This is a genomic window from Plectonema radiosum NIES-515 (assembly GCF_025753815.1).
GTDB lineage: Bacteria > Cyanobacteriota > Cyanobacteriia > Cyanobacteriales > Nostocaceae > Hassallia > Hassallia radiosum_A.
This window is the reverse complement of record NZ_JAOWRF010000086.1, coordinates 11,503-28,659: the sequence shown is the minus strand read 5'-3', so window position 1 is coordinate 28,659 and position 17,157 is coordinate 11,503. Positions and strand designations below refer to the sequence as shown.

Below are 17,157 nucleotides of genomic sequence, written 5' to 3'. Positions count from 1 at the left end.
CTCTTCCTGCAAGTTCATCACAATTAACTTGGCAGCAGTTAACGCTTGCAGAGTTCTCTCCACCAACGCAGCCGGATATTTTTTCACAATCAACTCTGATTTGTGTATCCGTCGTCGAGTATCTTCTGTGCCCTCCCCTAACTGCGTTAAAGATAGAAAAATCCACTTAGCACATTCTTGCGCTTGGGGGTCTAAACTTTCGTAAAGAGCTTGAGACGATCGCTCTAATGCTCCTTTAATTCCACCAAGTTCTTCTTGATACGCTTGCAAAGTCAACTTACCTGTAGAGCGATGTTGCCACAACTGCTCTAAAACAAACTCCAGCAAAGGTAAATCACCTACAGAATGGTTTAACTCCCGCAGTAAAACTTCTACTAGTTCTGGTTCTAGTTTTAACCCTACTTGTTGAGCCGGGTTAACAATTACCCGCCGATAATCGTCTAAACTCAGCCTGGGTGGAACTAATACACTCGACTCTTGTAAAACTTCAGCCAGTCTCGGTACTTCCAAACAAGAGGTAATAAAGTCCGCTCGTAAATTAATAATTAACTTAAAACGGTCTTTCGCGTATTCCGCAGCTCCCAGCACCAACTCTAAAAAGCTCTCTCTGTCTGTAGTTGAGACAACAGTAAATAATTCCTCAAATTGGTCTATCACCAAAACAATCATAGGTTCTGGTCGATTACGCAGCCAGTAGACGAAACTTTCTACACCCTGGTGCAGGATTCCCTCGAGGAGGAGATGGGGAGGGGGGGAGGGGGGGGAGGGGGAGGACGAGGAGGACAAGGGAGAGTGGGAGGACAAGGAAGATATAGAAATTTCTTCTTGTCCCCCTTGTCCCCCCTGTCCCCCTTGTCCCCCTTGTCCCCTGCCCCCTCCCAGCCGTTGTGCCAAAACCTCTATAGGATTAGCACCTGGACGTAAAGTTCTAATTAGCCACTGTTCGCTGCTGGGGATTTGTTTACCTAGTCGCAGTTGGGGAATGACGCCGGCTTGGACAACTGAAGATTTACCGCTACCAGAAGCACCGACGACGGCAAGAAATGAGCGATCGCGCAATTGATGAATTAACTGCTGAGTTAAGCCTTCACGCCCATAAAAATATTGGGCATCTACTTCTGTAAAAGCACTTAATCCCATGTATGGACAAATACCTAAATCTAATCCGGCTTTATGTTCTCGCTCTTGCATATAAGTTTTTTCTCTTAAGATTTCGATAATACCTTGCGTACCGGAAAGCCATACGTAGAAAGGAATATCGCTACCTGCTAATTGTAGTTGCAATTGAGCGATCGCCCCAGCCGCAGATAATCCGTCTGCTTCCGCTGCGGCTGTTAAAGTATCAAATAAAGTTTGGGCGAATTTTTCAGTTGACGACGCTGGAGAAGCGCAAGCAATTATACACTGTCCTTCTTGGGAGTCGATTTGCAAATCTTCTACCCAATCTTTTAGAGATGCAGCAGAACCAGGACAATCAAGAATGATGATTTGTTTAGCGCTACACTGGCGTAATTGTTGTTTCAACCACGATCGCTTGATGCGGATATCTTCTCCCAGCACCAAACCATCAATAGCTTCAGTTTCCTCGATGCGGAAGCGCAAATAAAGTAAAATAGTTCTTGATTCAGGAGAGTGTAATAGACGAGCGATCGATGAACGCACATCATCAGCGCTCGCTTTTGTCGCTTGCAAATATTCCAAGTTAAAACCGCCAACATTACCCAAAAACTTGCTAATATCTAAAGTTTTCGTACTTCCTGATAGTCCTTCTACAACTATCCCCAATCGACCATGTACATCATCATCAGCTTTTTCTTGCCTAACTCCTAAAATCAGTTCCCCAACTCCTTCGACAATTCTTTTGGGAGTTTGTAAAGGATATTCGCGCTCAAGCTGAGTATCTCCTTTGCCTCTTCTCTGCTGATTAATTAATCTTAACTGTTGATTAGTTTTATCAATATATTGCAACGTTTGATGATAAACATACCGATAAAGTCCATCAGCATAAATTATTCCCTTGGAATCTGCTGCCTCACCATTTAACCCGCGCATTAGATAATAAGTAAAAACCCCATGTCCCAATTCTGGAAATTCCCAAGATTGCTGATTATTATCGCAAGAAAGCAAAGCATAAAAACCTTTACTTTTCGCGGCAGAACGCTGTAATACTTCTACTAATTGTGTTGTCGGGTTTAACAACGGTTCTCTGAGTGTTCCCCTCAGCGTCATTCCACCGCTGTGACAAGCATCCAGCCAAACTAACTGATTTTGCGCTGGACAATTATTTAATAACTGTAATAATTCTTGTAATCCTAAACCTGTTTTTTTTAAGTTTGATTTTTGTGTATCTGCTAAACATAAAAATGCTTCCTGAGAATTTGGTTCTAGCATTCCATGCCCGGAGAAATAAAATAAAACCATATCCTGGGGTAAAGATGCAGCACTAATTTCTTGGAGACTGATCCGCACATTTTCCAAAGAAGGTGCTAAAGAAGCAAAATCGTGGTGAATTTTCACCTCTTTTTGCGGAAATTGTCTGGTAGCTCCAGTCAAAGCATCCGCTAAACCCTGACAATCGACAGATGAATAATTTAGCTGAGGGAGTCCTTTATCTTGATATTTATTTACTCCCACAAGAATTAACCACAGCTTGCTTGTATCTGTTTTTTTTATTTGATTTGAGCGACTAGTACCAACACCGATTGGACACATATTTAACAAAGTAGATTAAAATCTTAATATTTGCACGCCTTGGGGAATAGAGAATGGGTAATGGGGAAAAGCCCAATTACCCAATTACCAATTCTTAATTACCCAATTCTCAAAAATTTTAAATATTTAACTTCAAGCCGAAACATGATTATGGTTGGTTGTAGTAAAGTTTGTGGAGGCGTCTTTTAACGCTTGCACTCCTTGCGTAGGTCGAGATATTGTGTTTTATGCATCCAAGACAAAGTATTATTTCCATATTTTCCACTTTTGTGCAATTTAATGGCGATCGCTTTCACAGTTGGGCGACGGATAGTAAACTGCGTCGCAGTATCCAAAATTGTGTAAACAAAACGCCACAAGAAACGTCCGAGAATTTTTGGGTACTTTATTGGTATAATTATATCTCCCAAAAGCAGTTAGAGAAACTTGCCAAAGAACATCTGATTGCTTATTTACAAGAAATCTGCTATTGGACATCCCAAAAAACGTCCACTAGTTTTAGCAGTACTCAATACAAGTTACCAGACTGTTTTCAAATGGCGATCGCTTCTGTCGATAAAGTCCTCAAAGGTTTTAATCCTAACCAAGGCTTTATCTTAAAAAACTATGCCAGCGCTATCTTTGGTAGCGTCATCCGTGAAACCTTGCGTCAACGCGGCGAAATTGATATCTGTACAGAATGGGGAATGTTGCGGAAAATTAGTCAAAAGCGTTTGGTAGAGTCTTTGCAAAATGCTGGCTTATCTCCAGAGACTGTTACGGCTTACGTCCTAGTTTGGAATTGTTTTAAAACGCTTTATATTCCCAAGCAGCCTCAGGGAACACGTCAACTTTCTCGACCAGACGATGATACATGGAGTGCGATCGCGATAGCTTATAATTCCCAAAGTAACCAAAATGTAACTTCGCAAATTTTGGAAACTTGGCTGCTCAGTTGTGCCAAACATGCGCGAAACTATCTTTATCCACCTTTGGCATCGATTAATGTTTCCCCCACTGGTCAAGATACAACCGAGTGGATAGATAATCTCGCTGGAGAGGTAGATTCAGTACTTACCCAAATTATTACTCAACAAGAAGAACAAACCAGAATTTCTCACCAATCTGAGATTAACAAAGTTTTAGCCGTCGCAGTTGCCCAACTAGAAGCAGAAGCACAACAAATTTTGCAACTATATTATAGTCAGGGGCTGACTCAGCAGCAAATTGCCAAAGAACTAATTTTGCAGCAATACACTGTCTCACGACGACTCACAAAAGCTAGAGAAATTTTACTGCGAAATTTGGCTCAGTGGAGTAGTGAGAAATTGCATATTTCTGTCACCTCAGACCTACTCAAAAATATGAGTACCGTAATGGAGGAATGGCTGCAAGCTTACTACAGCGTATCTTCTTATTAAACCTCTTGGACTTATTTGGGAAAAGGAAAGGGGTAAGGGTTCACAAGGAATCAAATTTATTTTCCCTAGTCCCTAGTTCCTAGTCCCTAGTACCCCCCAAGCCTAGCCAAAATTCCTGGAGTAATTCTTATGACCGTTAACGCTGCCTTATTTACTTTTGCATCCCCAACAGATTTGATTTTAGAAATACCTGCCAACATCCAAAATCAAGCGTATCTTCACAGTCAATCTTTTTCTCATCCTAGTTCTGGTTATCAAGCTTATTTAAATCAACTTTGCTTGAATGTTGTTTTAGCGTGGTTGCAAACGGATTTTGCACCCCAGGCAAAAGTATCGCCGAATATTAATGCTTTAGCAAGTCTTTGGGAACTGGTGAATGGGACTGCAATTGTATCAGACGGCATTCGATTTATTTTGGTTCCCAGCGAGGCGATGGATTTAAGTGAATTGCGAGTACAGCAAGAATGGGTAGATATATCTAGTTTAGCTGGTGATTATTATTTAGCAGTGCAAGTAGAACCGGATGAGGCTTATGTGCGGGTTTGGGGCTATTGTAGTTATGAACAATTGAAAAATCAAGGAAGTTATGATGCAAGCGATCGCACTTATTCCCTTGATGCTCTTGATATTATTAGCGACATCAATGTTTTAACTTTAACGCTAGAACTTTGTCCGCAACAAAGTACCCAAACAATTCCCCAGCTTCCAACCTTACCACAAGAACAAGCACAAAATTTAATTTCTCGTTTAGCAAATCCAGAAATAATCACACCCAGACTAGCTATCCCTTTTCAACTTTGGGGTGCGCTAATTGAACATGGCGGTTGGCGACAAAGCTTATATCAACGCCGTTTGGGACTACCAGAACAATGGTCAGTTATCGAATGGTTGCAAAGTGGTGTTTCTCAACTTGCAGAAAACATCGGCTGGGGAAGCTTGATGCAACTAAGCGTCGGCGGTGCGCGGAGTGTGGAAGAAACACAACCACAGACAATTCTTTCTCGGCAGTTAGCGATCGCCGGTCAAACCTATGAGCTACGCATTCTACCACAAAACCAAGGAGAATCAACTGTTTGGCGCTTTGAATTGCGTAACGCCGCCGTAGGTGCAGCCATTCCCGGTGGATTTAAACTGAGACTACTCACCGAAGATTTACAAACCTTCCCCAACAACGAAGATATAGCTATAACAGCCGTAGAGCAACTCTTTGTAGAAGTAGGTCTAGAATCGGGTGAAGGCATAGTTTGGGAAATAGAACCCAAAAGCGAAAACTATGACCGAGAAATATTAAGATTTTAAAGAAACGTTTGGGAAATAGAACCCAAAAGCGAAAACTATGACCGAGAAATATTAAGATTTTAAAGAAAAATTCACAATTTAAGTGACTCTTGAGTCTTGACTCTTGACTTTTGACTCCTTTCATATATGGTACGGTGGATAATTATTCCGTAAATCCACCAAAAGATAAAAAGCCATGAGAGGAAAAATTAAGCAACAAATCCGTATATGGGCGATGTTGTGTCATCTCTCAGCTTTATTAGCGTGGATACTACTAATTTTAGTAGTAATTATCGGCGTTCCTCTGTATTTACCGCTAAATGTTTTAGCACCATTGATTATTTGGCGAATAAAAAAAACACAATATACGTGGGTTGACTTTCAAGGTAAAGAATCTTTAAATTTTCAACTCTCACTGACATTTTATGTTTTAATCCTCGTAATTATATCGTTGCTGCTAGTGTTTACAGGATTTGGTCTTGCTATGACCAGCAATGGCAGAGTAAATTATATAGAGATAATTTTCCGCACATTACTAACTGGTTGTAGTGCGATGGTTCTACTGATGCTTTTATTCCAATCATTTGTAGTCAGTTGTGCTGCTATTAAAGCTTATAGAGGTGAGTATTATCGTTATCCATTTACAATTAGATTTTTGATATAGCAAAAGCAAATAAACTCGGTTTCTGAAAGCCGAAAAATAATCTGATATTTTAGGTAAATATATGGCTTCTGGATGGCAAATAAATCAGGGTGTGGTTGGTGTTGCAGTGGTGGGGACAGGATTTGGGCAAAAAGTCCACATTCCCGGATTTCAGGCACATCCTCGTACCCAGGTAGTTGCAGTATATAACCAAGACTTAGAAAAAGCCAAAGCGATCGCCCAAACTCATCGTATCCCCCACGCTTGCGATACAATTGCAGACATTGTTGCTTTAAATGAAGTGCAAGCCGTCAGCATCTCTACACCGCCATTTATGCATTATGAAATGGCAAAAACAGTACTGCAAGCCGGGAAACATTTATTATTAGAAAAACCCACCACCTTAAATGCAGCCGAAGCAAAAGAACTTTATCACTTAGCGAACCAAAAAGGCGTAATTGCAACAGTAGATTTTGAATTTCGCTTCGTACCTGGGTGGCAATTATTATCTGAGCTCATATCACAAGATTACGTCGGTGTCAAACGTTTAATTAGAATTGATTGGTTAGGTGCTTCCAGGGCTGATGCTTCGCGTCCTTGGAATTGGTACTCTCGTCAAGACCAAGGAGGTGGTGCTTTAGGATCTTTAGGTTCCCATGCCTTTGATTACATTTACTGGCTATTTGGAGCGGTACGCAGATTAAACGCTCATTTAAGTACTGCCATTGCCACACGAGTTGACCCCGCTACCGGAGAATCAAAATTAGTAGACAGCGATGACACCTGTATGTTAATGCTGGAATTGGCGGATGGAACACCTTGTCAACTTTCCATCAGTGCAGTAGTTCATGCACCACGTCCCCATTGGGTAGAAGTGTATGGCGATAAAGGTACATTAGTTTTGGGAAGCGAAAATCAAAAAGATTACATACACGGATTTCGAGTTAAAGGTTCCCAAGTAGGTTTACCGCTGACGGAAATAGAAATTCCCAATCACTTGACTTTTACCAAAAACTATGGAGATGGGCGAATTTCTGCGTTTATTCGCGTAATTGAGCAATGGGTGCAGGGAATTGATCGAGGTGAGGCGATCGCACCATCGTTGCGAGAAGGAGCTTACTCTCAGTTGTTGATGGATTTAGCTCATCAATCGAATCTGAGAAAAACCTGGGTAGATGTACCTGATTTAGAAGCATTTTTAAGTAATACTCCGTTCCCGATCTAAGATTACCTATATGTGAGATGCTGGTTAATGATTGCTAAGTATTTTATAAGAGAGTAGGCTGAAAACCCTTCGGCTTCAGCCAAGGGATGAAAGCCACGACGCAGGGTTTACCCTGCGTTGATGTTTGGTTTTGGCAATTTCGATATCAACTTTCTCACTAAGTCAGACATCGAAACACCCTGTTTATTCGCTTCTTGTTTTAATTGCTCGAATTCGTAATCAGACATCCGAACTCTAAGCATTTTGTCCCTTGACATATTGCTACAATTAAGGATAGCAGGCAAGGTAATCAACCTGTATAAAAACCTAACTACCTAACGGTAATCTGAACCTTGACAATCGAATCTATGCGGTTCTACTGCATTGTTCTAGTTTCTTCCTAGCAGTAGGTAAAAGATTCGTAGGAGCTAGACAAATCAGAATTTTGAAACAAATCGTTTCAATAAAACAGGACTTGCACTTCTTGCAACTACCGCTCTTGCCTCGGAAAGTTAACGCTTGGGGAGAGTCCCACCTCTATCTTTAGATGACGCAAGGAACCTAATCTAAGTGGTCTCGATGAACCAAGAATCCCCTGGTTTTTAGTTAAGATGAGCGAAGCGAAATCTTAACAGCCAGGGGAGTGTCAAAAATGTCTCTTGTTTCTTGTGTAACTGTTACAGTTCCCGCCACAACCGCCAATTTAGGACCGGGTTTTGATTGTATTGGCGCAGCTTTGACGCTTTACAACGAGTTTAAATTCACTCGTCTTGACAAAGGTGAAGTAACGATCTCTGTTACAGGTGCGGAGGCTGAAAAAGTTCAAACTGATGAGAGTAATTTAGTTTATCAGGCGTTTGTGACTTTCTACCAACACTTGCAGCAGACACCGCCACCTGTAAAAATAGAGATTGGCATGGACGTACCTTTAGCGCGGGGTTTAGGTAGTTCGGCAACAGCGATTGTTGGGGGATTGGTTGGTGCTAATTTGTTGGCAGGTGAACCTTTAAGTCAGTCGCAGGTAATGGAGTTAGCGATCGCTATGGAAGGACATCCGGATAATGTCGTTCCGGCTTTGCTGGGTGGATGTCGTCTTGCTGCAACTACTGACACAGTTTGGGAGATTTGTGAAATTCCTTGGCATAATCATCTTTTGCCAGTGGTAGCGATTCCTGATTTTGAGCTTTCAACTAAACAAGCGCGGCAAGTTCTCCCAACTCAAGTAAGTCGTGCAGATGCAATTTTCAATACTGCACACTTCGGCTTATTATTGCGCGGTTTGGAAACTGCCAACAGTAATTGGTTAAAGGCAGCCTTACAAGATAAGTTACATCAGCCTTATCGAAAAGCGCTAATTCCGGGGTACGATGCGGTAAATTCAGCTGCACTGTCAAAAGGCGCTTATGGGATGGTAATTAGTGGTGCAGGACCTACTTTGTTAGCGTTGACGGATGAGTTGCACTCACAAGCTGTAGCGACAGCGATGGGTGCTGCTTGGAAACTTGAAGGAATTACGGCTATTGTGCGATCGCTTTGTCTTGATACTCAAGGTGCAAGCAGCACTATTCAAGCATAAAATTCCCCAGATATAGGCGTATAAATTAATTATGCGTTGCCTGAACCCAAGAGATTACCAAATGCCACGTCTCTACCTCTTTTCTAAAGATGTCTAATACTGTTAAGGATTTTTGGTATTGATTTTAGACCTGTAGAAATGCGATACCAGAGATACTACGAATAGAGGGTACAGGCAACCGTACTCGTAGACTGACCACAACGCGTTGGCTCAAATTTCCCCTCTCTACCAAGTATTTGGGATTTAAATTAATAGTATTTATTTATAAACATCCTCCTTCAGAAGTAATTTATATTAATTTTTATAACGGTAGCAATGGCTGCTGTTTTTGATTGACTTAGCAAAACTTCATTTTAAGAATAGATTCATCGGTCAAAATAAGTATTTATTCTTAATTTTGCCAAAGATTCGATTGTTTCGAGATAAATCAGCTTTACAAAACTATAAATTCCTTAATATAATGTAATCAAAAGAGAAAAAACAAATTGATTGTCAGTGATGAATGCCGTTGAATTTCCTTGGTTAACAACCATAGTTCTCTTGCCCCTAGTGGCTACCCTAGCCATTCCGTTTATCCCAGATAAAGAGGGTAAAACCGTCCGCTGGTATGGTTTGGGAATAGCGATCGCCGACTTTGCCTTAATAACTTATGCCTTATGGCAAAACTACGACTTTCAAAGTTCAACATTCCAACTAGTAGAAAGCTATCCTTGGATACCGCAGTTGGGTTTGAATTGGTCTCTAGCACTTGACGGTTTGTCAATGCCCTTGATACTGCTGACAGGCTTAATTAATACCCTCGCAATATTCGCGGCTTGGAAAGTTACAAACAAGCCGCGTTTGTTTTATGGGCTAATGTTAGCAATGTACAGCGCCCAGCTTGGGGTGTTTCTCGCGCAAGATTTGCTGTTATTCTTTTTAATGTGGGAAATCGAATTAGTACCGGTGTACCTGCTAATTTCCATTTGGGGAGGACAGAAACGCCAATATGCAGCTACTAAATTCATTCTTTACACAGCTGCTGCATCAATATTTATTTTAATTGCGGGTTTTGCAATCGCATTTTCTGGAGATACCGTCACCTTTGACATGGCAACTTTGGGAATGAAGCAATATCCCAAAGCTTTAGAAATGTTGGCTTACGCAGGTTTCTTAATTGCCTTTGGTGTAAAGCTGCCGATTTTCCCTTTACACACTTGGCTACCTGATGCCCACGGAGAAGCATCAGCTCCCGGCTCAATGATTTTAGCAGGTGTATTGTTGAAGATGGGAGGATATGCCCTCATCCGCATCAATATGGAAATGCTACCTAATGCCCATTTTTATTTTGCTCCAGTGCTAGCGATTTTGGGTGTAGTCAACATTGTTTACGGTGCTTGTTGCGCTTTTGCTCAAACTAATCTCAAGCGTCGTTTAGCTTACTCTTCCATTGCCCACATGGGGTTTGTGCTGATTGGCATGGCTTCCTACACTGAAATTGGTATGAGTGGTGCAGTGTTACAGATGCTTTCTCACGGTTTGATTGCCGCTAGTTTATTCTTCCTTTCAGGGGTAACTTACGAACGCACCCACACCTTGATGATGGACAAAATGGGTGGCATGGCAAAAGTAATGCCGAGAACCTTTGCAGTGTTTACAGCTGGTGCAATGGCTTCTCTGGCTTTACCAGGAATGAGTGGCTTTGTTGGTGAATTGATGGTATTTCTCGGTATCGCTTCCAGTGACGTTTACAGTTCTAGCTTCAAAGTCGTAGTCGTCCTATTCTCAGCGGTGGGCGTCATTTTGACTCCGATTTACTTGCTGTCGATGCTACGTCAAGTCTTCTACGGTAAGCAAAATCAAGAGTTACAAATAGAAGCTACACTACCTGATATTAATCCTCGCGAGTTGTTTATTACTGCTTGTCTGCTGCTTCCCATCATCGGTATCGGCTTCTATCCTAAGTTAGCAATGCAGACTTATGATGTTAAGGCAGTGGAAGTTGCAACTCATGCGCGTCAGGTTTTACCAGTATTCGCCGAGCAACAGCCATCAAGTCTCTACTCTCGTATTTTTACTTCTCCGACATTGGCTGATTCTTAGGTTGAAAGTTTAGTTGATATTGCTGATTGACACTCTCCGGGCTAAAGCCACGGAGATTCTGTAATCTACGTCAGAATTTGCTCTAGCAGGCTTGCACCAACTAGAGTAGTGACCCCGACTCCTACAGCGTTACTTTGGGATTGCCCACCCCTAGCTTTTGCAAGATTCAAAATGTTAATTGCTGCATTTTCATCTCTATGCAAATTGCATCCACAGCTGCAAATATGGGTGCGAGTTGATAGAGATTTTTTCACAATTACACCACAACCTGAACATTTTTGTGAGGTGTAATGAGGTTGCACGCTGATTGCTAATTTACCAAATTTACCAGCAAAATACTCAATCCATTTTCACTCTAGTTAGTTGTTTGGTTTGGCTAAAGCCTTCACCAATTCGTCAAAAAGCATATTTGCGATTTTCGCCATAAGTTTACCCTGCAAGTGTTTACCGTTGAGTAGCTGCTTGCCTTGAGGGGTTGTCAGATTTTTCAAAGAGTCTTTATAGTCTAGAAGTCGCTTTGTAACTGAGTTTGGTTTTAATTTCCCAGTTTCCACTTGGCACAAAACATACTGCCACAACGCCATTCGACACAGCGCTGAACCCGATGCTTTTTCTACCAACTCATCACCCGATTGCTCCAGCACCGTCCCCATACCGATTCTCATTTTAAAAGCATCACGGCTGCGGTTGCGCTTGACTCGTTTAATATCTCCGGGAAAAGCTTTAATTACATTTACCCCATCCCGTCGTTCCTTTTCAACTTTTTTGACTTCTTTGACTTCATGCTCAATCAGCGGTTTCCCCTCAGCACTTAAAAAAGCCTCAAAGGGATAAATCCGACTCAGCAAGCGCGATCGCACTCTTAGTCCAAAACCAAAAACGTCAAAAATCGAGTTGTAAACCTTAAAACAGTCGTCAGCTAACAGTGTTATGATTTCGTCCTCGATGTGGTGCTCAGTTTTTTTGATATCACACAACCAATCAGCATGAAGCTGCAACAGCGGATCGATACTGAGATTGTAAGCTTTGGCGATTGACTTGCTATATTGATTTTGTAAACGTTTCCAGCTAGTAGGGGACACTTCAGATTCACGCAAAGCCAGCCATCCCCATAATGGAGGTAGATTCTCGGCACTTGTAGACTTCATATGAGCTACTTCTGGGAACTGCCAAGCTAGCATTTGCCGTGCATAATTGATAATAGGCGATTGCACCCGGTTAAGGTGTTCAAGTTGCTGGCATAGTTCCCGTAAACTGTCGATGGGGTCGGGACGGTGCATGAGGAAGTATCTTAAATTTAATTCCCCCGATTCCGTGTGGTGTTCATCATCTAAAGGATATGCAGCCATCGCCAAAGCATCAGCAGAGTCTGACTTATTTGGTAGGTTTTTACCGCCGCGATAACGCCGTAACTCAATGTGACCAACCCACAGAATTTTTACCCCCAGGCTTTCTAGTATCGACGCCCAAAGACGCGAGTAGTGATTACCTGTTGGCTCTAGAATTGCTAGCTGTGGATTTATTTCCTTGACATAATCAGCAAAGTCAAAAGCGCTTTTCTGTTTTTTTTTAGCATCGGGATTGCTGTAGAAACTGGGATAGAAAGTTGATGCTTTATTTCTGGTTTTCTCCCAATAATTCTTTAACCCTCCTTTGGGATAAGATAATAGTAAATGCACTGTGACGGATGATTTAGAAACATCAATACCCAGGCTTTTGAATTCAATTGTCATGGTTCAGATGTTAGGTGTAGATGTTTATTTTGGTTACGGTTAAACCCAGTTTTAAATCGCCAGAATCACCCTAACGCCCCACACACGAGGGGCGCGATTCACTCCTAAACGAACTGGGGAACCCAAGTGAGGCGGGATAGCGGCGCTTGAAAACGTAAACGCCATAAATGGCGCTTTTCTAAATCAACGCCCCAATTTCCGCACTTTTGGGGCATGATTGGTTTGGACCCAATCCGCGACGGTGGATGTCTCCACCGTTTCGGCTACTGGGTTTAAGTAGCCTCGTCAGGCGGGTTGATCGTCAATCAGTTCTCTGTAGTCTGGATCGTCTTCATTGGACGCCCAAACTCTGCTGATCTTCAATCAGTTCTCTGTAGTCTGGATCGTCTTCATCGGACGCCCAAACTCTATTGCAACTTTCACATTCAAAAAATCCGAACACAGTATCAAAGTAAACACGCTCCGAACCGCAAGCGCTGCAAGTTTCGATTGGCAAACCATTTTCATCAAACTTTCCTTGGCTAGCTTGTACGTAGCTCTTAATCATGCCTTTGCGCTGTTTTGGAGACATTTGGTTAAATTGTTCATCCGCCTTGTTAGACAAGTATTCCATCCAATCGCTTAACTCTCTGTTGGTCATTTGTGCCAGTAACTGACAGGCAATGCCAGTAAATAAGCAATTAGTTAAAAATTCCTTTTTGTCCATTAAAATGTTCTCACCTTGTAGTTTCATTGACACCTCCGATTTAATTGTCGATGATTACACGGCTGCTCTAAAGTTCGTGTAACTTCATTCCAACTATCAATTAAAGCTTGCGCGTTATCACGATGAAAAGTTTGCTTCTCGCCATTGCTCCAAGTTACAAGGGCTACAGGGGCATAGTTTAAATCTTCATATTGAATTTGGCGGATTAAGGCTAAATTAATCCAGCCTTGGGTAGGCAGTTTACAGATGTACACAATAGTCGAATTGATGTTAATATTGGTCATGCCAATCTTTAATTGGGTTTATGGTTCGTGCGATCGCACTCCTCACAGCTGTGTGTTCCCTAAAATAACGGTTCAATAAGCTCTTCCGTGTCAGCGGGTGCAGCTTTGGTTAAGAAAGCGCTATTTTTGACTCGTATTGTAGGTAATGGTTTTAATCGGCATAAAAAGTCTCGGTAGATAAAAATCTCACTTCAAATCTTCCGACGGGGTTGTTTTGTCGCAGTATACTTGCGTAACAAGTAGCATCGTACATAGTCTTGAACCGACTTACGATCTTAATTTCCTCGTCTTTCAAATCAAGGACAGCCCAAGGCGTTGACGTTTTGGGTTTTTTTGTGGTTGTTTCGTCCATAATTGGCAGTTCCCTAAATAAGGGGGATTAGTTCTAATCCCCCAAGCAAAAATGGTGTATGCATTCAGAAAAAGAAGAGCGAACCTTAATTCATAGGCAAATCCTCAACTCACTACTAAACTTTGTCTGGGCGAGGTGAAGCGACGAGACGCCCGTTTGGATCTCGTGTTAAAAGGGCGTCAGGACGGGCTAATAAAGGCAAACTTTTATACATAGGTTTTGGTTGCTTTGATTTTGGCGGCGGGTTGATTTCTTCACTCATATCTAACCCTCGTTGCACTCTAAATTCTTGCCAATCGCGCTCTAAAGACCTCGCTAAACGTGGACTAGAACGCAACAGCATCTCGTGACTTTGATCCAGATAAATGGTTAAAGCCTCGATGTGTTTTTGGAGTTCTAAGACCTGTTTTTCAAGTTGGCGTATGCGTTTACTTTTGGTTATATATTTTCCTGATTCCATGAAATTTAAAGAAGGTGCAGCCGGCTGCGTGCGTTGCGCGATCGCTTCTCAATACTTCTTTCCCATGTGTAAAATTCTACACAATTGCGTGCGTCAACTGTCCGTCGAGACACTACCCCAACGACTACCTCAAAAAGGGATTTTCACCCAGGTCTTATTCCCGCCTTGCCCGTGCAGTCTACGATGCGCTCGCACTTACACCCGCCACTTATGAGCTTTGGCAAAGAGGCAGAATGCCCAAAAGAAGGTTTTTTAGAGACTGTAGCTACAGCACGGTTGACACTACGAAAGTTTGAATACGTTTCGCGGCTTGGTTTCGTCGTCTCACACCACAGCAGGTCTTTGGGATAAGGGGGCTGCTATCTCCCCTCGGTTTTGGTGTTTTGAACAACATTGGACATCTGTCAGTCCACTAGATATAATAATTGCACGTTTATACGTTTATGTCAATGCTGCACGTCTAGATGTGTAATAATTTAGGGGTTGATATAAATGCGAACAATGGAGAAAGTAAATCGTATATCTGGAACGCTGAAGGTAGACCCCGAAGCGTGGGAGCTTTTCCGAACACTAGCCAGAAGCATGGGACTTACCAGATCACAGTTGGTAGAGAAGATAGCGACCAACGAGATACAGTTGCCACTAGAGAACAATCAACTATCGGAATCACTGGGAAAATCCACCGCCAGCTAATCAATGAAGCTAGAAGACAGTTGGCTTACCATCAGCAGCAAGTCGAAGTATTAGAAGACGCGCTGACGCAGTTAGAACAAATCTTAGAAATTCCTACATACAGCGATAAGAGTGAATAAAACCGTCTTGCTTGGGTAAGGCGGTTTTATTTTGTGCGATCGCTTAATATCCAGCAAATGCATTCACATCAGTAACAAAAAGTCGCCTAATGCCGGCGACTTTAACCAAAATAAACATCTACCATGAACAATACAACCTTACGTAAGTTAGAACCAGCGGGGATTCAACATTCTTGCCAGCATGAACTACTACATAGGGGATAGTCAAAATGTATACCCAACTATCCCTACTCGACCTTCTCCCCCTGTCCCCTTGTCTCCCCTGTCCCCCCTGTTTAATTTCTGCTCCCGAACACGACCCCTACTGGGATGAGTGCGTCAAAGAGCAAGTAACAGCAGACACAAGTAATGCCCAAAAGCCTGATAACTGTGTTCGGGAGCAAGTAGCAAACGATACTGATAAAGTTGCTCCCGAACACATTCATTGGACTGAGGAATATTGGGTGGAACGCAACCAGAAAAAATATTACTATTGGCGTTACTGCTGGATGGAGGGACGCAAAATTCGTCGGTGCCATATAGGCTCCGTGCGATCGCTCGAAGCTTTGGGAAACTATCAAGCGATAAGATGTGCGATCGCACGGAATCAATCTCCCCAGGAAGTTAAGCAGCTGATAAAGCCAAAAACAGACTTTAGTACAATTGTACAAAAGTTTTTTTAGTCAATCCTCAAGCTTGGTTGGTAAACTTCCTCAAGTTCCAGCCAAGCTGCGTCAGATAATTTTTGAAGTACTCCCGCTAGGGCTAGCGGTTCATCAAATTCACCGTTTTGCAACTTTTCGTAAAAATCTTCAATTTGTAAAAATAAATTATTCATCGGCTGTAACTCACCAAGAGCGGTACTTGCTTAATTTCAGAACTAGCCAAGATGTGCATATCTTTTCTGAAAGCTTGCCAGCCTACAGTGGTTCGCAACACGACACACCCGCTACTACCGGGCACGTTAGCATCTCGATGTACCCCAAAATCCCCCCGCTCGGCGCCGTTAATTGTTACTTCATGCGGATCAATTTTGTAAAAATCCCCCTCAACTCCCCTAACATTCGGCATATCCAGAGGGGCTGTAGTAACAGTGTAAGAATCAAGCCCGGTTAAACTAATCGGTGGAATTGGACCGGTGCCCCGTTGTGCCAAGCAATCGTAACTTTGGTTGCCCGGTAGTCCAGATGTGGCAATATAAGTATTTTTAATCGTCCTAGTTTCGCAATCAATCAGCAGCAGACGCCCTTCAATTAATTGGGAACTTTCTTGCAAGTGTTGGTGGTATAGTAACAGTGGTTTCATAAAAGTGCGATCGCCTCACGTACTCGTTTCTTATCTTTTTCGATGTAACCGCCCAAAGCCTTTAAATCCTTGTGTCCGGTAATTTGTTGGATCATGTAAATGTCCACTCCCTTTTTGTGAAGTTCTGTAATAAAAGTTCTCCTAGTGCTGTGAGAACTAATGCCTTTGCCTTCAAGTTTGGCTCTGGCTACAGCTCTTCTAAGAGCCGCATCAGCCGCTTGCATTGAGATGTGTTTCCCGTCCATGCCTGGGAACAGCCATATTCCTTGGGGTGGTTTATAGCTTGCAAGAATCTCATAAAGCGTTGGATGTAGCGGAACTTGGCGCGTCTGCCTTATCCCATCCGGTGAAGCTTTGCGAGTCACGGCACGAAAAGTAATCTCTTCTCTGACTTCCCCGCGATTATTGTAGACATCGCTGATTTTCAGCTTTATAATTGCGCCCCATCTTTCACCCGTAAATTGGGCGATATCCCACATCAATCGGTGATGGAGTGAGTTAAAATTTTTTCGGATGCGATGATGGTCGCTGTCTGTTAAAACAGCAGCCTGTCCACTGCGATTATTTTTGGACATAGGTTGGCTTAAAGAACATTGATGTTTTACCTGCGTAATAGGTAAAACATCAATTT

General features: G+C 42.4%; 18 protein-coding genes. 8 read left to right on the top strand and 10 right to left on the bottom strand.

Features of this window, described 5'->3' with window-relative positions:
- Positions 1-2,712, bottom strand: a 2,712-nt coding sequence (locus tag OGM63_RS05785) for a caspase family protein (RefSeq protein ID WP_263744551.1), incomplete at its 3' end; no start/stop codon positions are given.
- Positions 2,713-2,939: 227 nt separating this feature from the next.
- Between OGM63_RS05785 and OGM63_RS05780 the strand changes: the two genes are divergently transcribed.
- The 4 genes from OGM63_RS05780 (at position 2,940) to OGM63_RS05765 (ending at position 7,258) form a co-directional block, all read left to right on the top strand.
- Positions 2,940-4,112 carry a sigma-70 family RNA polymerase sigma factor gene (locus OGM63_RS05780; protein WP_263744550.1) on the top strand — a complete coding sequence of 391 codons (1,173 nt, stop codon included), beginning with the start codon at positions 2,940-2,942 and terminating at the stop codon, positions 4,110-4,112.
- Positions 4,113-4,241: 129 nt separating this feature from the next.
- Positions 4,242-5,411 carry a DUF1822 family protein gene (locus tag OGM63_RS05775; protein WP_263744549.1) on the top strand — a complete coding sequence of 390 codons (1,170 nt, stop codon included), beginning with the start codon at positions 4,242-4,244 and terminating at the stop codon, positions 5,409-5,411.
- Between the two features lie 175 nt (positions 5,412-5,586).
- A complete protein-coding gene (locus tag OGM63_RS05770; RefSeq protein WP_263744548.1) occupies positions 5,587-6,054 on the top strand; it encodes a DUF4870 domain-containing protein in 468 nt (155 codons plus the stop codon).
- 61 nt (positions 6,055-6,115) lie between these two features.
- The gene (locus tag OGM63_RS05765) at positions 6,116-7,258 is read left to right on the top strand and encodes a Gfo/Idh/MocA family protein (protein ID WP_263744547.1); all 1,143 of its coding nucleotides are present in this window, start codon (positions 6,116-6,118) and stop codon (positions 7,256-7,258) included.
- A gap of 107 nt (positions 7,259-7,365) precedes the next feature.
- On the opposite strand, the gene OGM63_RS05760 is transcribed toward OGM63_RS05765, so the two are convergent.
- Positions 7,366-7,500: a plasmid mobilization protein gene (locus OGM63_RS05760; protein WP_375340459.1), complete on the bottom strand. Its 135-nt coding sequence runs from the start codon at positions 7,498-7,500 to the stop codon at positions 7,366-7,368.
- 389 nt (positions 7,501-7,889) lie between these two features.
- Here OGM63_RS05760 and thrB point away from each other — a divergent pair, with 389 nt between their 5' ends.
- Positions 7,890-8,813, top strand: coding sequence for a homoserine kinase (gene thrB, locus OGM63_RS05755; protein ID WP_263744545.1), 924 nt, complete (start codon positions 7,890-7,892; stop codon positions 8,811-8,813).
- Positions 8,814-9,311: 498 nt separating this feature from the next.
- A complete protein-coding gene (locus tag OGM63_RS05750) occupies positions 9,312-10,895 on the top strand; it encodes an NAD(P)H-quinone oxidoreductase subunit 4 (RefSeq protein ID WP_263744544.1) in 1,584 nt (527 codons plus the stop codon).
- Between the two features lie 65 nt (positions 10,896-10,960).
- On the opposite strand, the gene OGM63_RS05745 is transcribed toward OGM63_RS05750, so the two are convergent.
- The 5 genes from OGM63_RS05745 to OGM63_RS05725 all read right to left on the bottom strand — a co-directional run bounded on the left by OGM63_RS05745 (position 10,961) and on the right by OGM63_RS05725 (position 14,430).
- Positions 10,961-11,239 (bottom strand): zinc ribbon domain-containing protein, encoded by a 279-nt coding sequence (locus OGM63_RS05745; protein WP_318528408.1) that lies wholly within the window; start codon positions 11,237-11,239, stop codon positions 10,961-10,963.
- Between the two features lie 15 nt (positions 11,240-11,254).
- Positions 11,255-12,628: an IS110 family transposase gene (locus OGM63_RS05740; RefSeq protein WP_263744543.1), complete on the bottom strand. Its 1,374-nt coding sequence runs from the start codon at positions 12,626-12,628 to the stop codon at positions 11,255-11,257.
- A gap of 331 nt (positions 12,629-12,959) precedes the next feature.
- On the bottom strand, positions 12,960-13,361 hold the full coding sequence (locus OGM63_RS05735; RefSeq protein WP_263744542.1) for a hypothetical protein: 402 nt from the start codon (positions 13,359-13,361) through the stop codon (positions 12,960-12,962).
- Positions 13,358-13,618, bottom strand: a complete 261-nt coding sequence (locus tag OGM63_RS05730) for a hypothetical protein (RefSeq protein ID WP_263744541.1) — start codon at positions 13,616-13,618, stop codon at positions 13,358-13,360. Before OGM63_RS05730 ends, OGM63_RS05735 begins: the two co-directional genes overlap by 4 nt.
- 467 nt (positions 13,619-14,085) lie before the next feature.
- The gene (locus OGM63_RS05725; protein WP_263744540.1) at positions 14,086-14,430 is read right to left on the bottom strand and encodes a hypothetical protein; all 345 of its coding nucleotides are present in this window, start codon (positions 14,428-14,430) and stop codon (positions 14,086-14,088) included.
- 464 nt (positions 14,431-14,894) lie between these two features.
- On the opposite strand from OGM63_RS05725, the gene OGM63_RS05720 reads away from it, so the two are divergent.
- Complete coding sequence (locus tag OGM63_RS05720; RefSeq protein WP_263744539.1) at positions 14,895-15,242, top strand: hypothetical protein; 348 nt, start codon at positions 14,895-14,897, stop codon at positions 15,240-15,242.
- Between the two features lie 209 nt (positions 15,243-15,451).
- The gene (locus tag OGM63_RS05715) at positions 15,452-15,904 is read left to right on the top strand and encodes a hypothetical protein (protein ID WP_263744538.1); all 453 of its coding nucleotides are present in this window, start codon (positions 15,452-15,454) and stop codon (positions 15,902-15,904) included.
- On the opposite strand, the gene OGM63_RS05710 is transcribed toward OGM63_RS05715, so the two are convergent.
- Genes OGM63_RS05710 through OGM63_RS05700 form a run of 3 tightly spaced genes read right to left on the bottom strand, consistent with a single transcriptional unit; the run spans position 15,901 to position 17,101 of the window.
- A complete protein-coding gene (locus OGM63_RS05710; protein ID WP_263744537.1) occupies positions 15,901-16,059 on the bottom strand; it encodes a hypothetical protein in 159 nt (52 codons plus the stop codon). The two genes, OGM63_RS05715 and OGM63_RS05710, sit on opposite strands and share 4 nt — an antisense overlap.
- Positions 16,056-16,526, bottom strand: coding sequence for a hypothetical protein (locus OGM63_RS05705; RefSeq protein WP_263744536.1), 471 nt, complete (start codon positions 16,524-16,526; stop codon positions 16,056-16,058). Before OGM63_RS05705 ends, OGM63_RS05710 begins: the two co-directional genes overlap by 4 nt.
- Complete coding sequence (locus OGM63_RS05700; RefSeq protein WP_263744535.1) at positions 16,523-17,101, bottom strand: tyrosine-type recombinase/integrase; 579 nt, start codon at positions 17,099-17,101, stop codon at positions 16,523-16,525. Before OGM63_RS05700 ends, OGM63_RS05705 begins: the two co-directional genes overlap by 4 nt.
- Positions 17,102-17,157 lie beyond the last annotated feature (56 nt).

What these genes read in the sequence shown, in the direction of transcription:
- OGM63_RS05780 (WP_263744550.1), top strand. Translation starts at nt 2,940, where the DNA reads ATGCATCCAAGACAAAGTATTATTTCCATATTTTCCACTTTTGTGCAA.
- OGM63_RS05775 (WP_263744549.1), top strand. Translation starts at nt 4,242, where the DNA reads ATGACCGTTAACGCTGCCTTATTTACTTTTGCATCCCCAACAGATTTG.
- OGM63_RS05770 (WP_263744548.1), top strand. Translation starts at nt 5,587, where the DNA reads ATGAGAGGAAAAATTAAGCAACAAATCCGTATATGGGCGATGTTGTGT.
- OGM63_RS05765 (WP_263744547.1), top strand. Translation starts at nt 6,116, where the DNA reads ATGGCTTCTGGATGGCAAATAAATCAGGGTGTGGTTGGTGTTGCAGTG.
- OGM63_RS05760 (WP_375340459.1), bottom strand. Translation starts at nt 7,500, where the DNA reads ATGCTTAGAGTTCGGATGTCTGATTACGAATTCGAGCAATTAAAACAA.
- thrB (WP_263744545.1), top strand. Translation starts at nt 7,890, where the DNA reads ATGTCTCTTGTTTCTTGTGTAACTGTTACAGTTCCCGCCACAACCGCC.
- OGM63_RS05750 (WP_263744544.1), top strand. Translation starts at nt 9,312, where the DNA reads ATGAATGCCGTTGAATTTCCTTGGTTAACAACCATAGTTCTCTTGCCC.
- OGM63_RS05740 (WP_263744543.1), bottom strand. Translation starts at nt 12,628, where the DNA reads ATGACAATTGAATTCAAAAGCCTGGGTATTGATGTTTCTAAATCATCC.
- OGM63_RS05735 (WP_263744542.1), bottom strand. Translation starts at nt 13,361, where the DNA reads ATGAAACTACAAGGTGAGAACATTTTAATGGACAAAAAGGAATTTTTA.
- OGM63_RS05730 (WP_263744541.1), bottom strand. Translation starts at nt 13,618, where the DNA reads ATGACCAATATTAACATCAATTCGACTATTGTGTACATCTGTAAACTG.
- OGM63_RS05725 (WP_263744540.1), bottom strand. Translation starts at nt 14,430, where the DNA reads ATGGAATCAGGAAAATATATAACCAAAAGTAAACGCATACGCCAACTT.
- OGM63_RS05720 (WP_263744539.1), top strand. Translation starts at nt 14,895, where the DNA reads ATGTGTAATAATTTAGGGGTTGATATAAATGCGAACAATGGAGAAAGT.
- OGM63_RS05715 (WP_263744538.1), top strand. Translation starts at nt 15,452, where the DNA reads ATGTATACCCAACTATCCCTACTCGACCTTCTCCCCCTGTCCCCTTGT.
- OGM63_RS05710 (WP_263744537.1), bottom strand. Translation starts at nt 16,059, where the DNA reads ATGAATAATTTATTTTTACAAATTGAAGATTTTTACGAAAAGTTGCAA.
- OGM63_RS05705 (WP_263744536.1), bottom strand. Translation starts at nt 16,526, where the DNA reads ATGAAACCACTGTTACTATACCACCAACACTTGCAAGAAAGTTCCCAA.
- OGM63_RS05700 (WP_263744535.1), bottom strand. Translation starts at nt 17,101, where the DNA reads ATGTCCAAAAATAATCGCAGTGGACAGGCTGCTGTTTTAACAGACAGC.